This is a genomic window from Coprococcus sp. HPP0074, assembly GCF_964238105.1.
GTDB lineage: Bacteria > Bacillota > Clostridia > Lachnospirales > Lachnospiraceae > Faecalimonas > Faecalimonas umbilicata.
In genome coordinates, this window is sequence record NZ_CAXSKS010000007.1 from 46,840 (window position 1) to 69,170 (window position 22,331).

At 42.9% G+C, this 22,331-nt stretch carries 23 protein-coding genes; 22 read left to right on the top strand and 1 reads right to left on the bottom strand.

The window, feature by feature from the left end:
• The first annotated feature begins 15 nt into the window (after positions 1-15).
• Complete coding sequence (locus tag ACESPO_RS09800; protein WP_009262464.1) at positions 16-1,188, top strand: M20 metallopeptidase family protein; 1,173 nt, start codon at positions 16-18, stop codon at positions 1,186-1,188.
• A 99-nt stretch (positions 1,189-1,287) separates the two neighbouring features.
• A complete protein-coding gene (locus ACESPO_RS09805) occupies positions 1,288-2,919 on the top strand; it encodes a PucR family transcriptional regulator (protein ID WP_119987632.1) in 1,632 nt (543 codons plus the stop codon).
• Between the two features lie 126 nt (positions 2,920-3,045).
• On the opposite strand, the gene ymfI is transcribed toward ACESPO_RS09805, so the two are convergent.
• On the bottom strand, positions 3,046-3,792 hold the full coding sequence (gene ymfI / locus ACESPO_RS09810; protein ID WP_009262462.1) for an elongation factor P 5-aminopentanone reductase: 747 nt from the start codon (positions 3,790-3,792) through the stop codon (positions 3,046-3,048).
• Positions 3,793-3,982: 190 nt separating this feature from the next.
• On the opposite strand from ymfI, the gene ACESPO_RS09815 reads away from it, so the two are divergent.
• The 20 genes from ACESPO_RS09815 to ACESPO_RS09910 all read left to right on the top strand — a co-directional run.
• Positions 3,983-4,522 (top strand): HD domain-containing protein, encoded by a 540-nt coding sequence (locus ACESPO_RS09815; RefSeq protein ID WP_119987636.1) that lies wholly within the window; start codon positions 3,983-3,985, stop codon positions 4,520-4,522.
• Positions 4,523-4,556: 34 nt separating this feature from the next.
• Entirely contained in the window at positions 4,557-5,564 is a 1,008-nt protein-coding gene (locus tag ACESPO_RS09820) for an asparaginase (protein WP_008974830.1), read from the top strand.
• Between the two features lie 55 nt (positions 5,565-5,619).
• The gene (locus ACESPO_RS09825; protein WP_009262460.1) at positions 5,620-6,264 is read left to right on the top strand and encodes an HAD family hydrolase; all 645 of its coding nucleotides are present in this window, start codon (positions 5,620-5,622) and stop codon (positions 6,262-6,264) included.
• Between the two features lie 77 nt (positions 6,265-6,341).
• Complete coding sequence (locus ACESPO_RS09830) at positions 6,342-8,048, top strand: ABC-ATPase domain-containing protein (RefSeq protein WP_270602255.1); 1,707 nt, start codon at positions 6,342-6,344, stop codon at positions 8,046-8,048.
• A gap of 202 nt (positions 8,049-8,250) precedes the next feature.
• Entirely contained in the window at positions 8,251-8,541 is a 291-nt protein-coding gene (locus ACESPO_RS09835) for a hypothetical protein (RefSeq protein WP_009262457.1), read from the top strand.
• On the top strand, positions 8,534-11,182 hold the full coding sequence (locus tag ACESPO_RS09840) for a valine--tRNA ligase (RefSeq protein WP_008974835.1): 2,649 nt from the start codon (positions 8,534-8,536) through the stop codon (positions 11,180-11,182). Before ACESPO_RS09835 ends, ACESPO_RS09840 begins: the two co-directional genes overlap by 8 nt.
• A gap of 25 nt (positions 11,183-11,207) precedes the next feature.
• Positions 11,208-13,460: an LTA synthase family protein gene (locus tag ACESPO_RS09845; protein ID WP_120105255.1), complete on the top strand. Its 2,253-nt coding sequence runs from the start codon at positions 11,208-11,210 to the stop codon at positions 13,458-13,460.
• A 12-nt stretch (positions 13,461-13,472) separates the two neighbouring features.
• Positions 13,473-14,771, top strand: coding sequence for a bifunctional folylpolyglutamate synthase/dihydrofolate synthase (locus tag ACESPO_RS09850; RefSeq protein ID WP_009262455.1), 1,299 nt, complete (start codon positions 13,473-13,475; stop codon positions 14,769-14,771).
• Positions 14,765-14,899, top strand: coding sequence for a hypothetical protein (locus ACESPO_RS09855; protein ID WP_008974839.1), 135 nt, complete (start codon positions 14,765-14,767; stop codon positions 14,897-14,899). Before ACESPO_RS09850 ends, ACESPO_RS09855 begins: the two co-directional genes overlap by 7 nt.
• A 23-nt stretch (positions 14,900-14,922) precedes the next feature.
• Complete coding sequence (locus ACESPO_RS09860; RefSeq protein WP_009262454.1) at positions 14,923-16,428, top strand: tetratricopeptide repeat protein; 1,506 nt, start codon at positions 14,923-14,925, stop codon at positions 16,426-16,428.
• An 88-nt stretch (positions 16,429-16,516) separates the two neighbouring features.
• Positions 16,517-16,831, top strand: coding sequence for an STAS domain-containing protein (locus ACESPO_RS09865; RefSeq protein WP_008974841.1), 315 nt, complete (start codon positions 16,517-16,519; stop codon positions 16,829-16,831).
• Positions 16,831-17,286 (top strand): anti-sigma F factor, encoded by a 456-nt coding sequence (gene spoIIAB / locus ACESPO_RS09870; protein ID WP_009262453.1) that lies wholly within the window; start codon positions 16,831-16,833, stop codon positions 17,284-17,286. Before ACESPO_RS09865 ends, spoIIAB begins: the two co-directional genes overlap by 1 nt.
• Positions 17,265-17,987 (top strand): RNA polymerase sporulation sigma factor SigF, encoded by a 723-nt coding sequence (gene sigF / locus ACESPO_RS09875; RefSeq protein ID WP_008974843.1) that lies wholly within the window; start codon positions 17,265-17,267, stop codon positions 17,985-17,987. Before spoIIAB ends, sigF begins: the two co-directional genes overlap by 22 nt.
• Before the next feature lie 205 nt (positions 17,988-18,192).
• Positions 18,193-18,381, top strand: a complete 189-nt coding sequence (locus tag ACESPO_RS09880) for a hypothetical protein (protein WP_009262451.1) — start codon at positions 18,193-18,195, stop codon at positions 18,379-18,381.
• Positions 18,351-18,986 (top strand): stage V sporulation protein AA, encoded by a 636-nt coding sequence (locus ACESPO_RS09885; protein ID WP_009262450.1) that lies wholly within the window; start codon positions 18,351-18,353, stop codon positions 18,984-18,986. The genes ACESPO_RS09880 and ACESPO_RS09885 overlap by 31 nt, the downstream gene beginning before the upstream one ends.
• A gap of 44 nt (positions 18,987-19,030) precedes the next feature.
• Entirely contained in the window at positions 19,031-19,450 is a 420-nt protein-coding gene (locus tag ACESPO_RS09890; protein WP_009262449.1) for a stage V sporulation protein AB, read from the top strand.
• Between the two features lie 65 nt (positions 19,451-19,515).
• Positions 19,516-19,989: a SpoVA/SpoVAEb family sporulation membrane protein gene (locus ACESPO_RS09895; protein WP_008974847.1), complete on the top strand. Its 474-nt coding sequence runs from the start codon at positions 19,516-19,518 to the stop codon at positions 19,987-19,989.
• Entirely contained in the window at positions 19,986-20,996 is a 1,011-nt protein-coding gene (locus tag ACESPO_RS09900; protein WP_009262448.1) for a stage V sporulation protein AD, read from the top strand. The genes ACESPO_RS09895 and ACESPO_RS09900 overlap by 4 nt, the downstream gene beginning before the upstream one ends.
• A gap of 35 nt (positions 20,997-21,031) precedes the next feature.
• Entirely contained in the window at positions 21,032-21,388 is a 357-nt protein-coding gene (spoVAE, locus tag ACESPO_RS09905; RefSeq protein WP_008974849.1) for a stage V sporulation protein AE, read from the top strand.
• 90 nt (positions 21,389-21,478) lie between these two features.
• On the top strand, positions 21,479-22,331 hold an 853-nt coding region (locus tag ACESPO_RS09910), incomplete at its 3' end, for a Na/Pi cotransporter family protein (RefSeq protein WP_499788767.1).

Genomic DNA, 22,331 nt, shown 5'->3' on the forward strand with positions numbered 1-22,331 from the left:
AAAGGGAAAGAGATTATGCAGAATCAGTTATTAAAAGAGGCAAATGAATTTCAAGAGAAATTAAGTGCATGGAGACGAGCGCTTCATCAAATTCCAGAAATTGGATTACATCTTCCAAAAACAGTCGCATTTGTAAAAAAAGAGTTGGAGCAAATGGATATTCCATATACCGTGTATGAAGAAAGTTCTTGCATTGTTGCTTTGATTGGAAGTGGAGAAAAATGTTTCATGCTTCGCAGTGATATGGATGCACTGCCGGTAAGAGAGGAATCAGGAGAACCTTTTGCATCAGAAAACGGATGTATGCATGCTTGTGGACATGATATGCACACAACAACACTTTTGGGGGCTGCAAAACTGCTGAAATCACATGAAAGGGAATTGAAAGGGACTGTCAAATTGTTATTTCAGTCAGCAGAAGAAACTTTTCAAGGAGCGAAAGCAGCGGTGGATGCAGGTGTTTTAGAAAATCCGAGAGTAGACGCTGCATTTGCAATGCATGTAGCACCGAATAGTGAAAATAAGAAGATTATTTATGGAGAATATCCGATGACCTCTGTCTATGGATTTCGTGTTCTTTTGACCGGAAAAGGAACGCATGGATCTGCACCAGAGTTAGGTGTTGATCCGATTAATGCAGGAGTTCATTTGTATTTGGCTCTGCAAGAATTGATTGCAAGAGAAATTTCAGCAATGGAAGAAGCGGTGCTGACGATTGGACGGTTTGAATCGGGAAGTGCATTTAATGTGATTCCGCATCGCGCAGTATTAGAAGGATCTCTTCGGACATTTAAATCAGAAGTCAGAGACTATATAATCTGCCGGATCAAAGAAGTTGCAAAAGGAGTAGCTGCCACATATCGTTGTGAGGTGGAACTAGAAGTGCTTAACGATGTTCCGGCAGTAAAATGTGATGTGAAATTAAATGAAGAGATTATTCAGTCTGTCAGAGAGCTGGATTCCGAGTTAAAAGCATATCCGACGTTTCACGTGATGGGCTCTGAAGATTTTTCTTACTTTGGTGAGAAGATTCCGACAAGTTATTTCTTTATCGGAGCAGGAGTGGACAATCAAGATGAATGGGTTGGACATCATAATCCTCATGCAAAATTCAATGAAACATGCCTGCCGACGGCAGCTGCTATTTATGCGAAAGCGGCAATGGATTGGCTGGAAAATCATGGTTAGGCAAAAGATGGACCTAGCTTGACAGAAAATTGCAGAAGATGATAAACTTGCAACGATAGTAGGAAATGGCAAGCAGAACAAAGAAAGGACAGGGACAATATGGGAATTTCAATTAAAACTTTATTGGAACATGAATTTTTTAAAGACTTTCATATTGTAGCTGGTTCTAAAGGGATACAGAAAGAAGTACAAGGAATTGCGGTCATGGATGCTCCGGATGCCTATCGTTGGACGAAAGGAAAGGAACTTGTAATTACTTCCGGTTATTCTATTTTGATGGAACCGGATTGTATCAAAAAGTCTTTTGATGAAGGATTGATGCAGATTACTTCCGGAATGATTATTAAACGAGGGAGACATCTTCCGATGATTCCGAAAGAGATTATCGAACTGTTTGAACAATATGAAATACCGCTGATCAGTATGCCATTTGAAATCGGCTATATGGAAGTCATGCAACAAGTGAATACGATCGTGATGAATCGGACCATTCGGCGCTTTCAAATCCATCAGAATGGTGCGATGATGTTAGGTTCGACAACATACAAAGTTCAAAAGATTAAAAAAATATTGCAGGCAGTAGAAGTGGAAATGGGATTTCCGGCATTTCTATATGATGTAGGTGAACAGGAAGGATATTGCAGCTCTGCAAACTTTAAGCGAATTTCAGAAACCTATGGATTGCAGGAAAGTGATTATTGGAATCCTAAAATGGAACACAATCGCTATACATTATGTGACTATATACAGATGACACGAATCCGAATGTTTAATGAAGATAATGTGGATGGTCCGCGGATCAGTTGGATTTTGATGCCGATTAGTATTGGAGGCAATCTGCAGGCATACTTTATTGTGATGGAATCAAGAGAATTCTTAGATTATTACGATGAGTATTCCATTCGGATTGCGTACCTTTTGCTACAATCGGTATATGAACAAATTGTCATTGCACAAAGTATTGGGAACATCGGATTTGAAAATCTTGTTTTGCTTGCGCTGCATTCTACCGGGGAAGATGAAGAAAGGCTTCTTTATCAGGCGGGACAGCAGGGGATTTCTATGAATACAAGATATATCTGTGTATTGTTTCACCAGATGAATGAGGAATTGAGTGCGCGGAATTCCAGAGAACAGTATATTACTGTTTTCAAAAACAGTCAGCTTTCTAAAAATGCAAAATTAGCATTTCTCGATGAAAATACAGGGATAGTTTTAACGGAATTGTCTGATTCTGTGTCATATAGTCAAAAACATCTGGAAGGTATGATTTCTGATTTTGAGCAGAAAATTGTTGAAACATTTCCTAAAATGGAATTGGAGTTTGCAGTGTTGCGAGAAGGCAAGAAAATGTCGGAATTAAAATCATCGGTGGAAACGTGTGGGAAAGTAATGAAAATGGGGAAAAAGCTTTGTCCAAAGAAGAAAATTTGGGATTATGAAATGATTGGACCGTTTGCATGGCTTCAAATTCCGGAGAAAGAATTGGAACAGATGCTCTCAGAGTATCTGGATATGATGAAAGACGAGAAAAATGTAGAACTGCTCAGGACACTGAAAGTTTATCTGGAAAACAATATGAATTTCAGCGTGACAGCTGAGAAAATGTATGTACATATAAATACCATTCGAAAAAGGATTGACAAGTTAGACCGAATGCTACAGATCGATTGGGATTCCTATATTTCCCGATTAAAAATAGAAATATTATTGCAGTTTTTGGAATTGTAGATTCCGATAATTATAGAAGAAATGGGTATGGCTGAAATGCAGGCTATACCCATTTCTTATGTGTAAAAATCCTGTGAGCATCGACCGTATACGGATTTACTTTTGAAGGAGTAAAAAAGGCTAGTTTTAAATATAGCCTCCGTCTATTCCGATGATCTGTCCGGTCATATAGGCGGGAGCATGGGCTAAGTCCCATGCGAGAGAAGCAACCTCTTCCGGGGTACCAAATCGGCATGCAGGGATATCTTCTTCCAGTGCAAGACGTTCTTCAGGACTAAGCTGTGCGTTCATGGCAGTATCGATGGCGCCGCAGGCAATGGTGTTGACTTGAATATTGCTAGGTGCAAGCTCTTTTGCCAGTGCCCTCGTCAGTCCGTGGATGCCGGATTTTGCGGCGGAATAAGCGACTTCGCAGGAGGCGCCGACCGTTCCCCACATCGAGGAAATATTGATGATTTTTCCTTTTTTTCTGGAAATCATAGAGGGCAGGGTTGCCCGGCTGCAATAGAAAACTGAGGAAAGATTTGTCTGGATCATGCGGTTCCACAGATCGTCGGTCATATCTGTGAACAAACCGATGTGAGAAATTCCTGCATTGTTGATAAGTACATCGATCTGCCCACAAGTAGCGGAAATCTCTTCAAACATTGCGGTGACTTGTGAAGAATCACTGACATCGCAGCGGCAACAAGTGCAGGAGCCGTCAGGCAGTGCAAGGATTTCTTTTTTGACATTTTCTAACTGCTCGAGAGAAGTGGAGCAGTTTAAAATGACATGGTAATGATTTTTGGCAAACTGAAGTGCGATCGCTCTTCCGATTCCTCTAGAGGAACCAGTAACAAGAACGACTGGTTTTTGATTGGTTATATGCATAAAGAACCTCCGTGAAAAAAATATAATGTTACTATAGCACAAACTGGTGAAAAATGACAGAACAGCTCAGAACAAATCCGAAAGAAGAGTTGAAAAAGTGTGTTCGATTGGTATAATAAAACTAGGTGAAATTGGTATATCGTTTTAGGTGGGAATCGAAAGAAAGAAGAAAATACAGGAGGTGGAGGAGATGATCCAAAGGGCAATCGCATTTGCGACGAAAGCACATGACGGGCAACTGCGGAAAGGGACGATGCGCCCATATATTTTACATCCGCTGGAAGTGGGTGTGATCGTAGCGAGAATGACGGAGGATGAGGAGGTTATCAGTGCAGCAATCCTGCATGATACGATCGAGGATTGCGAAGGAGTGACGGCGCAGATGATCGAGCAGATGTTTTCCAAGCGGGTGGCAGAACTTGTGCAGAAAGAAAGTGAAGACAAATCAAAGACGTGGATGGAACGCAAAGGTGCGACGATTCAGCATCTGAAAGTAGCAGAGCGGGAAGTACAGATGATCGGTCTGGCAGATAAGCTGTCCAATATACGGGATATCGATCGGAATTATCCAGAGTGCGGGGAGGAATTGTGGCAACGATTCCGGATGAAAGACAAAGAGACGATTGGATGGTACTATAAAGGAGTAGAGGAGGCTCTTCGGAATTCTTTCTCGGAAGTTCCGGCGTATATCGAGTACCGCAGTCTTGTAGAGAAAATTTTTGGAAAATAGAAAATAACAGGAAGACAATAGACAGGAGAACAGTATGAAGAAAAAAATATTAATGATAGGAACCGGAGGAACAATTGCATCAAAACAGACGGAGGCCGGGCTGGCTCCGGGACTTTCCTCGGAGGATATCCTATCTTATATTCCGCAGGTAGAGAGCGTGTGTGATGTGGATACACTTCAGGTGTGCAATATTGACAGTACGAATGTGACGCCGGAATATTGGAAGAAGATTGCAGGGGCAATCGAGGAACACTATGAGGAGTATGATGGATTTGTCATCTGCCACGGTACGGACACGCTGGCATACACGGCGGCAGCATTGTCTTACATGATCCAGAATTCTGAGAAGCCGATCGTGATCACCGGAGCGCAAAAGCCGATCAACATGGATGTGACAGACGCGAAGACAAATCTTTTAGACAGCTTTATTTACGCGTCAGACGATGCCTCTCAGGATGTGACGATCGTATTCGATGGGAAAGTCATTGTCGGAACAAGGGCGAAGAAAGAGCGCGCCAAGAGTTACAATGCATTTTCCAGCATTAATTTCCCGTATCCGGCAGTGATACAGGATCAGAAAGTATTTCGCTATATGCCGGCGATTCCTTATAAGAAGCCGGTCACGTTCTATCATGAGATGAAGAACAGTATTTATGTATTAAAGCTGATTCCAGGTATGAAGCCGGATGTATTGTCCTACATTTTTAAACATTATGATTGTGTCGTAATTGAAAGTTTTGGTGTAGGCGGTCTGCCGGAGAGCATTGTCGGAGAATTTTATAAAGAGATGACGGAGTGGGTGCGCCACGGAAAGATTGTGGTGATGACAACGCAGGTGGCAAATGAAGGAAGTAACATGACGGTCTATGAAGTTGGGAAAAAGGTCAAACAGGATTTTGATCTGATTGAAGCATACGACATGACATTGGAGGCAGTGATCACAAAATTAATGTGGATCATGTCCATGGAACAGATGAGTTACGCGGAAGTGAAAGAAAGATTTTACAGCAGCGTAAACCATGACATTTTATTTCATGAGTAGCAGTGTGAAATGAAGTGTGTTTAGTAAATTATAAAAAGGAAAAAGGGGAAGAAAAATGTATCAGCATATTTTATTTGATCTAGATGGAACACTGACAGACCCGAAAGTGGGGATTACAAGCGCAGTTGCACATGCGCTGAAATTTTATGGGATAGAGGTGGAGAATCTTGATACACTCTGCAAGTTTATCGGTCCGCCGCTTGCGGATTCTTTTATGGAATATTATGGATTTGACCGGGAACAGGCAGTGGAAGCAGTGGAGAAGTATAGAGAATATTTTTCGGTGCGAGGATTATATGAGAACGAAGTCTATCCAGGGATTGAACAACTATTAAAAGCACTGACAGAACAAGGAAAGAAGGTCTATCTGGCGACATCCAAGCCAGAGGTGTATGCAAGACAGATTTTGGAGTATTTTCACCTGACAGAGTATTTCACTTTTATTGGAGGAAGTGAATTGAGCGGGGAGCGTGTCAGAAAAGGAGATGTTATCGCATATGTGCTGGAGCATGAGAAGATTACAGACAGAGATAAGGTGATCATGGTCGGAGACCGAATGCATGATGTGCTTGGGGCAAAGGAGCAGAACATCCCATGCATCGGAGTGTTATATGGCTATGGAAACCGGCAAGAGCTGGAAGAAGCGGGAGCGGCAATGATCAAAGAGAGCGTAGAAGAACTGCACGACACCTTAGTGTAACTGAGGGGAAAATCGCGCCGGAAAAACCGCAGAGAAAGAAAAAATAAAAAGAGATAGAAAGAGGTAGAAGCAAGGAAATGAAGTCAGCACAGGATTTGAGAAAGTTACTAAATGAGATTCATCGGAAGAGTTATCCTGCATATAAGGGGACGAAGGGCAGTTATCGGTTTGCGGATTATATTCTGCAGATCGATCATGTGCAGGGAGATCCATTTGCATCGCCATCGAAAGTGAGTGTTGCGATTGACGGACAACTGGCAAGGTTTCCGAAACAATTATTTGACAAGAAATATAAGCGGATCGCGCTGCAGGATTATCTGACAAGAGTATTTTATCAGAAGATCGAACGCTTCAACTTCAAGGCAAAGGGTTCGGGGAAAAGTGGTTTGTTATCTGTCAGCAGATGCGGACAGGAGATTCTGGAACGGACAGCCTGCACGATTGACCCGGCAAATGGTAACGTGCTTGTGCGTATGGAAGTAGGATTTCCGGCAAATGGAAGGACAATTAATTCCGGAGAGCTTATTAAGATTTTCTTTGAGTTTCTTCCAGAGTGTGTAAAGGAATCATTTTTCTATCCGTGTGCAGATCAGAAAAAAATTGAGCAGACGATTTTTTTGGCGGAAGATCAGCAGGTGATCCGGGAAGAGATCCTGAAGCGAAATCTTAGTGCATTTGTGGCAAACGGCTCGATTTTGCCGAGAGAGAGTGGAATTTCTTCCCGTCCGATGAAGAATGGGGTTCCATTCCGTTCGCCGAAAGAGATGGAAGTGGAGATGGAGTTGCCGCACAGAGGAAAGATTAACGGTATGGGGATTCCATGTGGAATTACTTTGATCGTAGGCGGCGGCTATCACGGGAAATCCACATTATTAAATGCGCTGGAAGTTGGTGTGTATAATCACATTGCTGGAGATGGAAGAGAGTATGTGATCAGTGATGATACTGCAGTCAAACTCAGGGCGGAAGATGGACGGAGTATCAAAAAGACAGACATTTCTATGTTCATCAACAATCTCCCGAATAAGAAAAATACAGAGGCATTCTATACCGAAGATGCAAGTGGAAGCACTTCGCAGGCGGCAAATGTAGTTGAGGCGATCGAGGCAGGCAGCAGATTGTTTCTGATCGATGAGGATACGAGTGCCACAAACTTTATGATCCGCGATGAACTGATGCAGCGGGTAGTGGCAAGGGAAAAAGAACCGATCACACCGTTTATTGACCGAGTGAGGGAGTTGTATGAAAAAGAAGGGGTGTCCTCGATCATCGTAGCGGGAAGTTCCGGATCTTATTTCCATATCGCAGATACGATTATCCAGATGGAACAGTATGAGCCGGCGGAGATTACAGCTTTCGCAAAGCAAGAGGCAGCGGCATTTCCGCTTCCGGTATCGGAAGGAAAGCGGGAGATGAAGAAACCATCCGTGCTCCGAAGCGCAGAAAAAAACAGGACATTCGCAGACCACGGAAAAGTGAAGATCAAGGCGATGGGAAAAGATGGCATCCAGATGAATCGAGAGACAATCGAACTTCGCTATGTGGAACAGATTGTTGATGCGGAACAGACAAATGTACTTGGCTATCTCGTGAAGTATGCAGAGCAGAATCTGTTTGATGGAAAGAAAACAATCCAGCAGGTAGTAGATGCGATGGAGCAGAAGATGGAGCGGGATGGACTTGCTTCCATTGCAGAGTCTTCGTATCTTACGGTTAATTTTGCAATGCCGAGAAAGCAGGAGATCTTTGCCTGCCTAAATCGTTACCGGGGGCTGCGGTTGTAAGAAGATGAGAATAAAGTTGCGAAGAACTTATGAAAATCTAAAGAATTTATGAACTTCTTGACAAATGGCAGTTAGCCGACTATCATAAGGAATATCGAATAAGAAAAGGTTGAGAGAAAGAGGAGTACGCAAAGATCCCTTGCAAGAGAGGATCACTCATGGGCTGAAAGGTGATTTCAAGAAGGAATTGTGGAAGTAGCTTTTGAACCGGACGACTGAAGCGGCAGCAATGCTGACAGTAGGTAGTCACGGATCGTCCCCGTTATCGGACGCTAGAGATATCGATCTGCTTTTGTACAGAGATTTACGGAGTATGGAGCAGAGAGATAACAAAGGTGGTACCGCGATCATTCGCCCTTTACAGTATGTAGAGGGCGTTTTCTATTCCATAGGAAATCATATCAAAGGAAAAGATAAAGAGCGGCCACTTATGACAGAGCTGAAAGAAGATGAAGAGCAAAAGAGGGTTTGCAAAGGAGGAAATGATGAGTAAGAATTTAGAGAAGACTTACAATCCAAAAGAGATTGAGCCGAAACTTTATGAAAAATGGTGTGAGAACAAATATTTTCACGCAGAAGTAGACAGAAGTAAAAAACCGTTTACAACTGTAATGCCACCGCCGAATATCACAGGAAAGCTTCATATGGGGCATGCATTTGACAATACACTTCAGGATATCCTGATCCGTTATAAGAGAATGCAGGGATACAATGCACTTTGGATTCCGGGTACAGATCATGCGGCGATTGCCACAGAGGTAAAAGTTACAGAGCAGTTAAAGGCAGAAGGAATTGATAAGAAGGAACTTGGAAGAGAGAAATTTTTAGAGCGTACCTGGCAGTGGAAGGATGAGTATGCAGGAACGATTGAAGGCCAGTTGAAAAAACTCGGTGTTTCCTGTGACTGGGATCGAGAACGCTTCACGATGGATGAGGGATGCTCCAAAGCAGTTGAGGAAGTATTCATCAAACTTTATGAGGAAGGATACATTTATAAAGGATCCAGAATCGTTAACTGGTGTCCAGTATGTAAGACAGCACTTTCCGATGCAGAGGTTGATCACGAAGAGCAGGCAGGACATTTCTGGCATATCAAATATCCAATTGTAGGAACAGATCGTTTTCTTGAGATTGCGACAACACGTCCGGAGACGATGTTAGGAGATACAGCAATCGCGGTACATCCAGATGATGAGAGATACAAAGATATCGTCGGAAAGAATGTATTACTTCCATTAGTAAACAGAGAGATTCCAATCGTGGCGGACTACTATGTAGATAAGGAATTTGGAACCGGAGCGGTGAAGATCACACCAGCACACGACCCGAATGACTTTGAAGTCGGAAAGAGACATAACCTTCCGGAGATCAACATCATGAACGATGATGCTACGATCAACGAGCTCGGTGGAAAATATGCAGGGATGGAGCGCTATGAGGCGAGAAAAGCAATCGTAAGCGATCTGGAAGAGCAGGGATTCCTTGTGAAAGTAGAAGATCATTCTCATAATGTCGGAACACATGAAAGATGTGGAACAACGGTAGAGCCACTCGTAAAACAACAGTGGTTTGTCCGTATGGAAGAGCTGGCAAAACCGGCGATCGAGGCGATCAGCAACGGAGATCTGAAACTGATTCCAGAGCGAATGAACAAGACTTATATGAACTGGCTGTCCAATATCCGTGATTGGTGCGTATCCAGACAGATCTGGTGGGGACATAGAATCCCGGCTTATTACTGTCAGGAATGTGGAAAAGTTGTTGTGGCAAGAGAGATGCCGGAGGTATGCCCGGATTGTGGCTGTACCCATTTTGTGCAGGATGAAGATACTTTAGATACATGGTTCAGCTCCGCACTTTGGCCATTCTCAACACTTGGCTGGCCGGAGAAGACGGAAGATCTTGATTACTTCTATCCAACCGATGTACTTGTAACCGGATATGACATCATCTTCTTCTGGGTGATCCGTATGGTATTTTCCGGATATGCTTATACTGGAAAAGCGCCGTTCCACACGGTATTATTCCATGGATTGATCCGTGACTCTCAAGGAAGAAAGATGAGTAAGTCTCTTGGAAATGGAATTGATCCGCTGGAGATTATCGAGAAGTATGGTGCAGATGCGCTCCGTATTACGCTTGTGACGGGAAATGCACCTGGAAATGATATGCGTTTCTACGATGAGAGAGTAGAGGCAAATAGAAACTTTGCGAACAAAGTATGGAATGCATCCCGCTTTATCCTCATGAATATGGAAGGAAAAGAGATTACAGTTCCGAACGAAAGTGATTTGTCAGCGGTGGATCAATGGATCATCTCAAAGATGAATACACTGACAAAAGATGTGACAGAGAACATGGACAAATTTGAACTTGGAATCGCTGTACAAAAAGTATATGACTTTATCTGGGATGAGTTCTGTGACTGGTACATCGAGCTTGCAAAATACCGTATTTATCACGCGGAGGAAAATCCGGCAGCAGCAAACAGTGCACTTTATACATTAAAGACTGTGCTCGGTGATGCATTAAAACTGCTCCATCCGTTTATGCCGTTTGTGACAGAAGAAATCTACGGTGCGCTTGTTCCAGAAGAAGAATCATTGATGATGTCTTCCTGGCCGGAATACAAAGAGAGCAGCTGCTATCCGGAAGCAGAGAATATTGTAGATCACATGAAAGAGATCATCCGCGGTGTCCGCAACGTACGAGCAGAGATGAATGTTGCTCCAAGCCGTAAGGCGAAGACATATATTGTCTGTGAAAATGAAAATCTTTGTCAGGGATTTGAGGAGATTAAAGAGTCTTCCATGCCACTGATGAGTGCAAATGAAATCCAGATTCAGTCCGATAAGAGCGGAATCGCAGAGGATGCAGTTTCTGTCGTTGTGGCAGATGCAGTTGTATATCTGCCAATGGAAGAACTTGTTGACTTTGAGCAGGAGTTAGAGCGTCTGACAAAAGAGGAAGCACGCTTGACAAAAGAACTTGCCCGTGTCAATGGCATGCTGAACAATGAGAAATTTATCAGCAAGGCTCCGGAAGCAAAAATCAATGAAGAAAGAGCAAAGCTTGAGAAATATACACAGATGATGGAACAAGTACAGGAACGATTAAAAGGACTTAGAAAATAAACACATCAGATTGTGAGAGGTGACAATGAAACGGATTCATATCAAACGCCCCGATATAAAGGGTGGCATACAAAGGGTGAAAAATTTAAAGCCGGAAGACATTAAGAAGTATTGGAAGAAGAGAAAAGAGAGAAGGGAACAGATTTTAGAGAAGAGACGCAACAGCCCGCTGGCGAAAAAGCTGGCACCGTGTTATAAGTTCATGAATCAGTTTTCGCTTGTATTTCATGCACTTTTGGCATGCTTTTTGAACCTGGTCATTGAATGTATTTCCCGACATTCGCTTGTACAGGGGTGGAATTATATGGTTGAGACACCAAAAGTGTTCTTATATAATTCATTTTTGATCTTTATTACGTTTTCTGTTGTTTATCTCGTAAGAAGACGTATTTTTGCCAGAATTCTTTTAAGTGTATTCTGGATCGGTCTTGGGGTGACAAACGGATACATGCTTATGAAACGTGTCACTCCGTTTAATGCACAGGACTTAAAAGTTGCCGGTGATGCGGTGACCTTGATCAATTCTTATTTTAACGGAATTGAACTTGTTGCGGTGATCGTTGGTGTGGCAGCGGTTGTTGTATGGGTCATTTCCATGTGGAAGCGTGGCGGACAGTATGCTGGAAAAATGAGAAGAGTGCTTGCGCTGACCGGAGTGGTAATCTGGTTTGGACTATTTTTTGTCGTGACAGATATAGCACTTGATAAGCGAGTGATTTCCAATTATTTTGGAAATATTGCTTTTGCCTATGAAGATTATGGATTTCCATACTGTTTTATGTCGAGTGTGTTTAATACCGGAATTTCACAGCCGAATGGCTACAGCGAGGAAATGATCGCTCAGATCAGTGAGAACGGTGCGATCACAGAGGCCAAGACCGGAAGAAAAGAGATGCCAAATATTCTCTTTATCCAGCTGGAATCGTTTTTTGATACAAGTGAGGTAGAATTTTTGCAGACATCACAGGATCCACTTCCAACGTTCAGAGCGCTTTCTGAGAAATATTCGTCAGGGTATTTCAAAGTGCCATCGGTGGGAGCTGGAACGGCCAACACAGAGTTTGAAGTTCTGACCGGAATGAACTTGCGATATTTTGGACCAGGGGAGTATCCGTATAAGACAATATTAAAAAAAGAAACCGCAGAGAGTGCAGCAACTGCGCTGAAACGATTTGGTTACGGCGCACATGCGCTTCACAACAACGGAGGAAATTTTTACAGCCGTTCAACGGTATTTAATAATATCGGGTTTGACAGTTACACGAGTAAGGAATTTATGAATATTCTTCAGCTTACCGAGAATGGGTGGGCGAAGGATGATATCCTCACAGAACATATCATGAACGCAATGGATTCGACAGAACAGCAGGATTTCGTATTTGGGATCACAGTACAAAGTCATGGCGATTACTATGGACAGCATTTAGAAAATCCAAGGATTCAAGTGACTGGAATAGAGGATGAAGAAGTAAGAAGTGCATGGGAATATTATGTCAATCAAATCTATGAAGTCGATCAGTTTATCGGAGATCTTGTGCAGGCGTTGGAAGATAGAAAGGAACCAACCGTTCTAGTCCTATATGGAGATCATCTGCCAACACTCGGACTGAAATCTGAAGATCTGAAGGGAAGGTATCTGTACAATACAAACTATGTTGTATGGGATAATATCGGGTTGGAAAAACAGGATCGAAATATTGCATCTTATCAGATCATGGCGGATGTTTTTGAGAAGTTGGATATTCATTCCGGAACAATATTCAATTATCACCAGAAGAGAAGGCAGACGAAGAACTACTTACTCGATCTGGAGATGCTGCAGTATGATATTCTCTATGGAGAGAAGTATGTGTACGGAGGGAAAAATCCAGTGCCGGAAGGACACATGCAGATGGGAATTAAGGATGTCGTGCTGACAGATCTGATCACGCAGCTTGACGGAACATATAGCCTCTATGGCGAGAATTTTACTAAAAATAGTAGAGTCTATGTCAATGGCGAGAAGAAGAGTTCTAAATTTTTGAATAATACGAGGATCGAACTGCAGGAGACAGAGCTGAAGGAAGGAGATATCATCACGATCATTCAGATGGGATCAAGTAATACGGTCTTTCGGACTTCTGCGGAATACATTTACCGCGGTGGCAAGATAGAAGAGTTGACAGAAGAATTGAAGCTTCAGCTGGAAGAGGAAGAAAAAAAGGCAGAAGATGTAAAGACAGTGACAGAAGAAACAAAAGATGCGGCAGACGATTCGTCTGAAACACCGCAGAAATAATGGAGAAGACAAGTGAATTATCAGGAAAGTGTGAAATATATTTTAGACATTCCAAAATTCACAGTGAAGAATCATCTGACACATACAAAAGAGTTCCTATTAAGACTTGGAAATCCACAGGTTGGTAGGAAAGTAATTCATGTGGCAGGGACAAATGGAAAGGGCTCTGTATGTGCATACATACAGGCTCTTTTGCTTGCGGAGAAAAAGAGGACAGGATTTTTCAGTTCTCCCCATCTTGTGAAGATCAATGAGCGGATCAGAATAAATGGGGAAGAGATAGACGATGAAACATTTCTTGCTGTTTTTCAGAAAGTAAAAACTACTGTGGATGAGATGGAAAAAGACGGGCTGGCACATCCGACTTTTTTTGAATTTTTGTTTGGAATGGCGATGACTGCTTTTGCGATGGCAGACATGGAGTACATTGTGCTGGAGACAGGGCTCGGTGGCAGGCTGGATGCCACGAATGCAATCGATGATCCGGTATTGACTGTGATCACAGCAGTCGGAATGGATCATATGGAGATACTGGGAGATACGATAGAAAAAATTGCAGCAGAAAAGGGCGGGATCATCAAAAGACAGGTTCCGCTTGTGTTCGATGGGAATAATGTGCAGGCAGCAGCTGTTTTCCGACAAATTGCGGAAAATTGTGGTGCACCTTGTAGAAAAATCACGAAAGATGCGTACGAAATTCAGGAAATCACAGAGAAATATATTGCATTTTCAAAACGAAGTGCGTATGATGAAGATACTACATGGAGGCTTTCCAATACCGGATGTTATCAGGTGGACAATGCACTGCTTGCACTGGAGGCTGTGCAGCTTCTTCTTCCAAAAAGACATCCGAAACTATGGAAGGATACGCTGTTTCATGTGAAATGGCCGGGAAGAATGGAGGAAATCCTCCCGGGAGTCTACATAGACGGAGCACATAACGAGAATGCAGTAGAGCGGTTTGTCGAGACGGTGAAGCGAAGACCTGTCCACGGTGGACGGACTGTGATTCTGTTTTCAGCAGTCAAAGAGAAAGAGTACGAGAAGATGATCGCAGAACTATGCCAGAATTTATCAGTGGACAGTTATGTGATCACGACCGTGGAAAGTACACGAAAAGTCGATGCGGGTGAACTTGCCCGGATCGTTCGAAAATATACAGACAGTGAAGTGACTGTCCGGGAACAATTAGAAGAGGCATGGGCGGAGATGATGAAACAAAAAGGAGAAGACGGTATTGCCTACTGCCTGGGCTCACTCTACCTTGTAGGTATGATCAAAGAGCTTGTGAAGGGAGAACCAGAATGTTAGATTATGAAGAGGAATTAAAGAAATTTAAACCTAGCCTGGAAGTAGATGACATAGAGGAGGCAGTGTATCAGGAAGACTTGTCTGATATGACTGATATTCTGCGGGAGATGCTCAGTCAGGCGAAATAGCAGAAAGATTACGGTGGAATTGCATGGAGTATACGGAGAAAATATTACATCAGTCAAATTACTGGTATAATGATGGACTGAGAAAAGCAAAAATAAGGGACATATCGGGCGCCGTTCAGTCATTAAAGCGGAGCCTTCAGTATAACAGGGAGAACATCCCTGCAAGGAACCTTCTGGGGCTTGTTTATTATGAAAGAGGAGAGATTGCGGAGGCAATCGTAGAGTGGATCCTCAGTCAGAATTTTCAAAAATCAGACAATCTGGCGGGATACTTTATCAGAGAAATCCAGAAAGATAAAAAAACATTAGAAGAAATTGACAGAGCAGTGCAGATGTATAATCAGTGCCTCGTTTACTGTGATCAGGGTGCGGAAGATCTGGCGGTGATTCAACTGAAGAAGGCGGTGCAGATACATCCGTCTTATCTGAAAGCATATCAGCTTTTGGCGCTATTGTATTTAAAAACAGGTCAGTACCAGAAAGCAAAACAGGTGTTGAAGCGGGCACATCGTCTCGACACGACAAATGAGACAACCTTGAAATATATGCATGAGTTGTCCGAACTCAGAGAAACGCAAGGCACGAAAGGAAGAGAACAGAAGACTTATGAGATTGGGAATGACACGGTCATTCAGCCGGCGGTCTCTCCGCTGAAAGAGAATGCAGGATTCCTTACCATTCTGAATATTGTCATAGGAATTTTACTAGGAGCAGCCGTTGTATGGTTTCTCATTGTTCCGGCGGTCAATGAAGTAAAATCCAATCGAAGCAACAAATCGGTGCTGGCATTTAAAGAGGAGATCAATTCCAAAGATGCGCAGATCAGCGCGATGAAAAAGGAATTAGAGACCATTAGAAATTCTTCCGATGAGAACGAGGCGGCAACGGCTGCTGCACTGGCGGCAAAAGATAGCTATGAGAAGCTTTTGACGGTCAAGGAGCACTATAACTCCGGGCAGTATGCTTACGCCACACTTGCAAAAGAACTTTTGGAAGTGCAGAAAGATTCCCTTGGAGATCAGGGAAAAGTTCAGTATCAGGCGATTGCCGATGAAGTGTATCCGAGCATCTGTGCAGAACATTACAGTAGTGCAAAGCAAAGCTATCAGCAGGGAGATTATCCAAAAGCGATCACACTTTTGGAGGAACTGATCCGGATGGATGGGCATTACAAAGATGGAGAGGCACTGCTGTTACTTGGAGACTCTTATCTGTTGAACAATGAGAAAGATAAGGCTGAGGCAATATACAAGCAGATCATCGAGGCATATCCGAAAACAGATGTTGCAAAGAGAGCAGAAGAGGCACAAAAAGGAACCCCGGCAAATACTCAGGGGGCTGGTACGGAAGAGAGCGTGGATTCCGGACAATCAGGAGCGGATGTGTATAATGATTATGGCAGTGTTTATGGGGATACTGCCGGAAGTGATACAGAAGATTACCAAGGACAAGGGGATCAGGATGTATATGACAATTATCAGGAAACAGAAGAATCCTATGGAGATGTAACTTACGAGGAATATCAATAGAAATAGAAGTACGAAAGAAAAGGAGATACACAAAGAGCGTGTATGTCCTTTTTTTTCGATTTATAGGCTACGAAAACAGGAGGGTTATATGGAGTATCAGATTGAAGAAAACAGTCTTACAATTTTTCTTCCCGCAGAGTTAGACCACTGCAATGCGGAGCAAGTGAGAAAGAGGGCAGATATGCTGATTGAGCATAACCATATTAAATATGTTATTTTTGACTTTGCGAACACGAATTTTATGGATAGTTCGGGAATTGGAGTCCTTATGGGAAGATATAAGCTGGTCTATTTAGTTGGCGGCGAAGTCTGGGCAGTAAACGCAAATGAGCGGATCAGAAAAATATTAAAAATGTCAGGTGTGACGAAAATAATCCAGATGTTTGAGGAGGAAAAACAATGATGAAGAACACAAATGAAATGGAACTGGTATTTGACAGCAGACCGGTCAATGAAGGATTTGCGCGTGTGTCTGTTGCAGCATTTATGACACAGCTCAATCCGACTTTGGAGGAAGTGTCAGATGTAAAGACTGCGGTCTCAGAGGCAGTCACGAATGCGCTGATCCATGGGTATGATGGAAAAGTGAAGAAAATTATGATTCGATGCTGGATTGAAGGGCAGACACTCTATGTAGAAATTAGAGATGAAGGAAAAGGAATTGAAAATGTCGAAAAGGCAATGGAACCGTTATTTACGACAAGACCAGAACTTGACCGGTCAGGAATGGGATTTGCATTTATGGAAGCCTTTATGGACAATGTGTATGTAGAATCCGAACTGGGAAAGGGGACGTTGGTCCGAATGAAAAAGACTATCGGGAAAGGCAGGGAGCTATGGACCACACAATCGCTTTAATTCAAAGATCACACGATGGAGATGAGAAAGCGAGAGAACAATTAGTGGAGGAAAATACAGGGCTTGTATGGTGTATTGTGAAGCGGTTCTTTGGAAGGGGAACGGACAGTGAAGATTTGTTTCAGATTGGAAGTATCGGACTTTTGAAAGCAATTGATAAATTTGATCTGAATTATGATGTGAAATTTTCGACTTATGCAGTGCCTATGATTTCAGGGGAGATTCGGAGATTCCTAAGAGATGATGGGATGATTAAAGTGAGCCGGTCATTAAAGGAGACAGCATACAAAGCATTTCTGGCAAGGGAGCGTCTTCAGAAAAAATATAACCGAGAGCCGACAATGGAAGAACTGGCAGCGGAGTTGGAGGTGGAGAAGGAAGAACTTGCGATGGCGCTTGATGCGAGCGGGGAAGTGGAATCGCTGCACAAACCGATTTATCAGAAAGATGGAAATGAGATTCAGCTTCTTGATAAGCTAGAGGAAGAGGAAGGGCAGGAAGAAACGATACTGAATCATATGCTGATACGTCAGCTTCTCGAGGAGCTTGATAGAGAGGAACGACAGTTGATCTATTTGCGGTACTTTGCAAATCAAACACAGTCAGAGATTGGAAAAAAACTCGGAATTTCCCAAGTGCAGGTATCAAGGCTTGAAAAGAAGATTCTAAAAAATATGAGGACAAAAATACAGACAGGATGAGTCTGGGCGATTGGTATGCCGGGAGAAAAAATAAGAAATTTGAGGAGGGAGCAGTTCAGAATGAGAGCAGCTTCCTCTTTTTATTAAGTTTTCCTGAAGAGTATAGGTTTGCCAAATGCGGAAATAATAGGAATAAGCAATCTCTGGCAGAACAGGTAAGCATCAGCTCTGTGAGGCAGAGAAGTATCAGAAAGGTGGTGCAAAAATGGACAATGCAAGAAAGAAAATCTGGATCTGTCTGCTCTGCGCTGTTGCGGTGGCGATAGTTGTCGGGCTCTGCTATTATGTTACGGATGTGCGGGAGACAGAATTATCTGGGGAAGGAACGCTTGTAAGAATGGAAAGATCGGAGATGGGCGGCACATGGCAGCAACAAACAAAAAATTATATATAAAGGCAGACCGCAGTATTGAATTGACAAAACAGGAAGTGACGCTGGGAGATGTTCTTTCGATGGAGTGTACGGACCAAACCATTGTGACAAGATTGAAGACGGAACGACTTCTGAAAATGCCGGAACAGGGACAGAACCGGTTTGTATTTTCTATTTTAAAGGTTATTGAGCAGATTCACAGGGTATATCCGGGATTGGATATTGAAAATCTTGGTGAGACAGAATTTATTGTTACTTATGAAAAGCAAAAGACTCCGGGAAAGGCGGTACATTTTCTGAAGACGGTGGGAGTTGTGATGATTACATTTCTAGGCTCAGCCTTTTCAATTATGGCATTTAACAATGATGTGGATGTGGGGAAAATGTTTGGGCAGGTTTATGAGCAGCTCACGGGGGTACCGTCAAGTGGATTTACACTGTTGGAAGTCTGTTACAGCATTGGTCTGATTATTGGTATTCTTGTGTTCTTTAATCATTTTGCCGGTAAAAGATTCTCGGTCGATCCAACACCGATGGAAGTGGAAATGAGACTTTATGAGAATGATATTCAGACAACGTTGGTACAAAATTATGAGAGAAAGAAAAAAGAAATTGATGTTAAGTAAGTAGGAAAAGCTATGAGGGAACAAAAAAGAAAGAGAGAAACGTCATGTGGATCAAACAGATGATACTTGTGGTACTTGGACTTAGCGCAGGAGTTGCGGCGGCAGGAGGATTGTTTTCATTTATCGTAGGTCTCGGAGTGGTATCTGAATTTGCAGACCGTACACATACCGGAAATTGCGTGCTTCTTTATGAAGAATCCATCGCACTTGGAGGAATCTTTGGCAATCTGTTCTATTTATTTCCGGTCACAATTCCTTATGGCCAGATACTTGTTCCGATTTTCGGTGTATTTGGGGGGATTTTTGTAGGGTGCTGGGCAATGACCTTGGCAGAAATTTTGAATATTTTCCCAATTTTTATCAGACGAGTGAAGCTTCTCCGGGCAATTCCTTATATTATTGCGGGAATAGCATTTGGAAAAGGAATTGGTTCGCTGATTTATTTCTGGAAAGGCTGGGGATAATAGATGAGAAAAAGAAAGAAAACAAACAGATAGATTCAGAATAAAACGAAAAGAAAGGGAAGGACATGGACGAACAAGAAAAGAAAAAAAGGAAGGAAAAGGCATATCAGGATTATGTCAAAACAAAGACACCAGTGCACAACGTCTATCTGAATATGGCAAAAGCATTTGTGACAGGCGGAACCATCTGTGTGATCGGGCAGTTTTTTATGAATTTCTGTAAAAATGCAGGATGCACAGAAGAAATCAGCGGAACATGGACATCACTCATGTTAGTTTTGCTCAGTGTACTTCTCACCGGATGGAATTTGTATCCGGGGATTGCAAAATGGGGAGGCGCAGGGGCGCTCGTACCGATCACCGGATTTGCCAATTCCGTGGCGGCTCCGGCAATCGAATATAAAAAAGAAGGACAGATATTTGGAATCGGATGTAAAATATTTACGATTGCAGGCCCGGTTATTTTATATGGGATTGTGACATCCTGGGGATTGGGGCTGATTTACTATCTGTTATTGAAAGTCGGGGTGATTGTATGACAATGGTAAGAGGAAGTCAGAGTATCTATTTTCAGGAGGCGCCATATGTGATCAGCGCCGGGTCGATTGTAGGAAAAAAAGAATTTGAAGGACCGCTTGGAAACCTGTTTGATATGGCGGGGGAGGACAACCTGTTTGGGGAACAGACATGGGAAGCAGCGGAGAGCAGAATGCAGAAGGAAGCGTGCGTTCTGGCATTGGAAAAAGCAGGAATTGATGCCAAAGAGGTTCGATATTTATACGGGGGAGACTTGCTGCGGCAGGGAATTGCAACTTCCATGGGAGTGGAGGCACTTCAGATTCCTATGTTTGGACTTTATGGGGCTTGCTCTACTTCAGGGGAAGCACTTGCACTTGGATCTATGGCAGTGGCGGCGGGGTATGGAGAATACATGCTTGCGGTGACATCGAGCCACTTTGGAAGTGCAGAGAAAGAATTCCGGTTTCCGCTGGCATATGCCAGTCAGAGGCCGCTGTCTGCCCATTGGACTGTAACAGGGAGCGGCGCCTTTTTAATAGGAAAGAAACGGAGTCATGTGAGAGTGTCAGGAGTAACCGTTGGAAAGATTGTTGACTATGGGCTTAAGGATTCGCAAAATATGGGAGCATGTATGGCTCCGGCGGCGTGTGATACGATTTTGCAGAATCTAAAAGATTTTGGGAGACAGGAAACCGATTATGATCGGATCATTACCGGAGATCTTGGGTATGTAGGGCAGACGATTTTGTTTGATCTTGTGAGAAAAAAAGGAAAGGATATCAAGCAGAATCATATGGATTGTGGAATGACAATCTTTGATCAGCAAAGGCAGGACACGCATGCAGGAGGAAGCGGATGCGGATGTGCGGCGGTGACACTGGCAGCATATATTCTTCCAAAAATTGAGAGCGGAGAATGGAGACGTGTGTTGTTTGTACCGACAGGGGCACTCATGTCAACAGTCAGCTTCAATGAAGGGGAAAGTGTCCCGGGCATTGCACATGGCATCGTGCTGGAACATTGTTGATGAATTAGGAATGTGTGAGAAAGAGAGGAAACATTGTGGATTATGTCAAAGCATTTTTGGTGGGAGGATTGATCTGTGCACTTGTGCAGATTTTACTTGATCGGACAAAATTAATGCCGGGGAGAGTGATGGTATTGCTCGTGTGCTCTGGCGCGGTACTTGGATTTTTAAATATTTATCAGCCAATTGTTTCTTTTGCAAAAGCGGGAGCAAGTGTTCCGCTGCTCGGATTTGGAAATCTGTTATGGAAAGGAGTCAAAGAGGCAGTCCGAAAGGATGGTCTGATCGGCATTTTTACCGGAGGATTTACAGCGAGCGCTGCAGGAATTTCGGCGGCACTTGTATTTGGATACCTTGGTTCGCTTGTGTTTGAGCCGAAAATGAAAAAGTAGAAAAATAGTAAAAAGATGTTGTTTTCTGTCGAATATAATGTTATGGTAAAAAGGTGAATTTAAAATGTATTAGTTATGAGGAGGAAGCCTATGGATTACACTGGCATTATTATTCCGTTTGTAGGTGGGCTTGGAATGTTCATCTACGGTATGCAGATTATGGCACAGGGACTGGAAAATGCTGCTGGCAATAAGATGAAATCTTTGCTCGAAGTTTTGACGAAGAACAAGTTTTTTGGGGTATTGCTTGGAGCATTTATTACGGCTGTGATTCAGAGTTCATCAGCTACAACTGTTATGGTTGTTGGTTTTGTAAATGCAGGAATCATGAACCTGACACAGGCAATGGGAGTTATTATGGGAGCCAACATTGGTACAACTGTCACAGGATGGCTTGTATCGAGTGTGGAATGGGCAAAGATGTTAAGCCCGGCGAATTTGGCACCAATCGCAATTATTATTGGTGTGGTGATCATGCTGACAGGAAAGAGACGTTCCGCAAAGGATATTTCAAGTATCATTGTTGGATTTGGTATTTTATTTGTCGGTATTTCTACAATGTCAGGAGCAGTTTCTCCACTGAAAGAATCAGAAGCATTTTGTAATATTTTTGTGACACTTGGAAAGAATCCATTCCTTGGAATTCTTGCAGGAACAATTGTGACAGCTGTGATCCAGAGTTCTTCTGCATCTGTCGGAATCCTTCAGAGTCTTGCAGCAGCAGGACTTGTTCCGATGAGTGCAGCAGTTTATATCATTATGGGACAGAACATCGGTACATGTGTGACAGCGATGCTTTCCAGTGTTGGAGCAAAGAGAAATGCAAAGACAGCAGCATTGATGCATTTGCTGTTCAATGTAATCGGTACTGTGATTTTCAGTATTGTGGCAATTATATTCTTTACAGTTATGAATCCGGCTCTGGGAGAAAATTTGATCACCT

What these genes read in the sequence shown, in the direction of transcription:
- ACESPO_RS09825 (WP_009262460.1), top strand. Translation starts at nt 5,620, where the DNA reads ATGTATCAGCATATTTTATTTGATCTAGATGGAACACTGACAGACCCG.
- ACESPO_RS09845 (WP_120105255.1), top strand. Translation starts at nt 11,208, where the DNA reads ATGAAACGGATTCATATCAAACGCCCCGATATAAAGGGTGGCATACAA.
- sigF (WP_008974843.1), top strand. Translation starts at nt 17,265, where the DNA reads ATGGACCACACAATCGCTTTAATTCAAAGATCACACGATGGAGATGAG.
- ACESPO_RS09815 (WP_119987636.1), top strand. Translation starts at nt 3,983, where the DNA reads ATGATCCAAAGGGCAATCGCATTTGCGACGAAAGCACATGACGGGCAA.
- ACESPO_RS09865 (WP_008974841.1), top strand. Translation starts at nt 16,517, where the DNA reads ATGGAGTATCAGATTGAAGAAAACAGTCTTACAATTTTTCTTCCCGCA.
- ACESPO_RS09885 (WP_009262450.1), top strand. Translation starts at nt 18,351, where the DNA reads ATGGCAGCAACAAACAAAAAATTATATATAAAGGCAGACCGCAGTATT.
- spoIIAB (WP_009262453.1), top strand. Translation starts at nt 16,831, where the DNA reads ATGAAGAACACAAATGAAATGGAACTGGTATTTGACAGCAGACCGGTC.
- ACESPO_RS09820 (WP_008974830.1), top strand. Translation starts at nt 4,557, where the DNA reads ATGAAGAAAAAAATATTAATGATAGGAACCGGAGGAACAATTGCATCA.
- ACESPO_RS09830 (WP_270602255.1), top strand. Translation starts at nt 6,342, where the DNA reads ATGAAGTCAGCACAGGATTTGAGAAAGTTACTAAATGAGATTCATCGG.
- ACESPO_RS09880 (WP_009262451.1), top strand. Translation starts at nt 18,193, where the DNA reads ATGGACAATGCAAGAAAGAAAATCTGGATCTGTCTGCTCTGCGCTGTT.
- ACESPO_RS09855 (WP_008974839.1), top strand. Translation starts at nt 14,765, where the DNA reads ATGTTAGATTATGAAGAGGAATTAAAGAAATTTAAACCTAGCCTGGAA.
- ACESPO_RS09900 (WP_009262448.1), top strand. Translation starts at nt 19,986, where the DNA reads ATGACAATGGTAAGAGGAAGTCAGAGTATCTATTTTCAGGAGGCGCCA.
- ACESPO_RS09805 (WP_119987632.1), top strand. Translation starts at nt 1,288, where the DNA reads ATGGGAATTTCAATTAAAACTTTATTGGAACATGAATTTTTTAAAGAC.
- ACESPO_RS09890 (WP_009262449.1), top strand. Translation starts at nt 19,031, where the DNA reads ATGTGGATCAAACAGATGATACTTGTGGTACTTGGACTTAGCGCAGGA.
- ACESPO_RS09895 (WP_008974847.1), top strand. Translation starts at nt 19,516, where the DNA reads ATGGACGAACAAGAAAAGAAAAAAAGGAAGGAAAAGGCATATCAGGAT.
- ACESPO_RS09840 (WP_008974835.1), top strand. Translation starts at nt 8,534, where the DNA reads ATGAGTAAGAATTTAGAGAAGACTTACAATCCAAAAGAGATTGAGCCG.
- ymfI (WP_009262462.1), bottom strand. Translation starts at nt 3,792, where the DNA reads ATGCATATAACCAATCAAAAACCAGTCGTTCTTGTTACTGGTTCCTCT.
- ACESPO_RS09860 (WP_009262454.1), top strand. Translation starts at nt 14,923, where the DNA reads ATGGAGTATACGGAGAAAATATTACATCAGTCAAATTACTGGTATAAT.
- ACESPO_RS09800 (WP_009262464.1), top strand. Translation starts at nt 16, where the DNA reads ATGCAGAATCAGTTATTAAAAGAGGCAAATGAATTTCAAGAGAAATTA.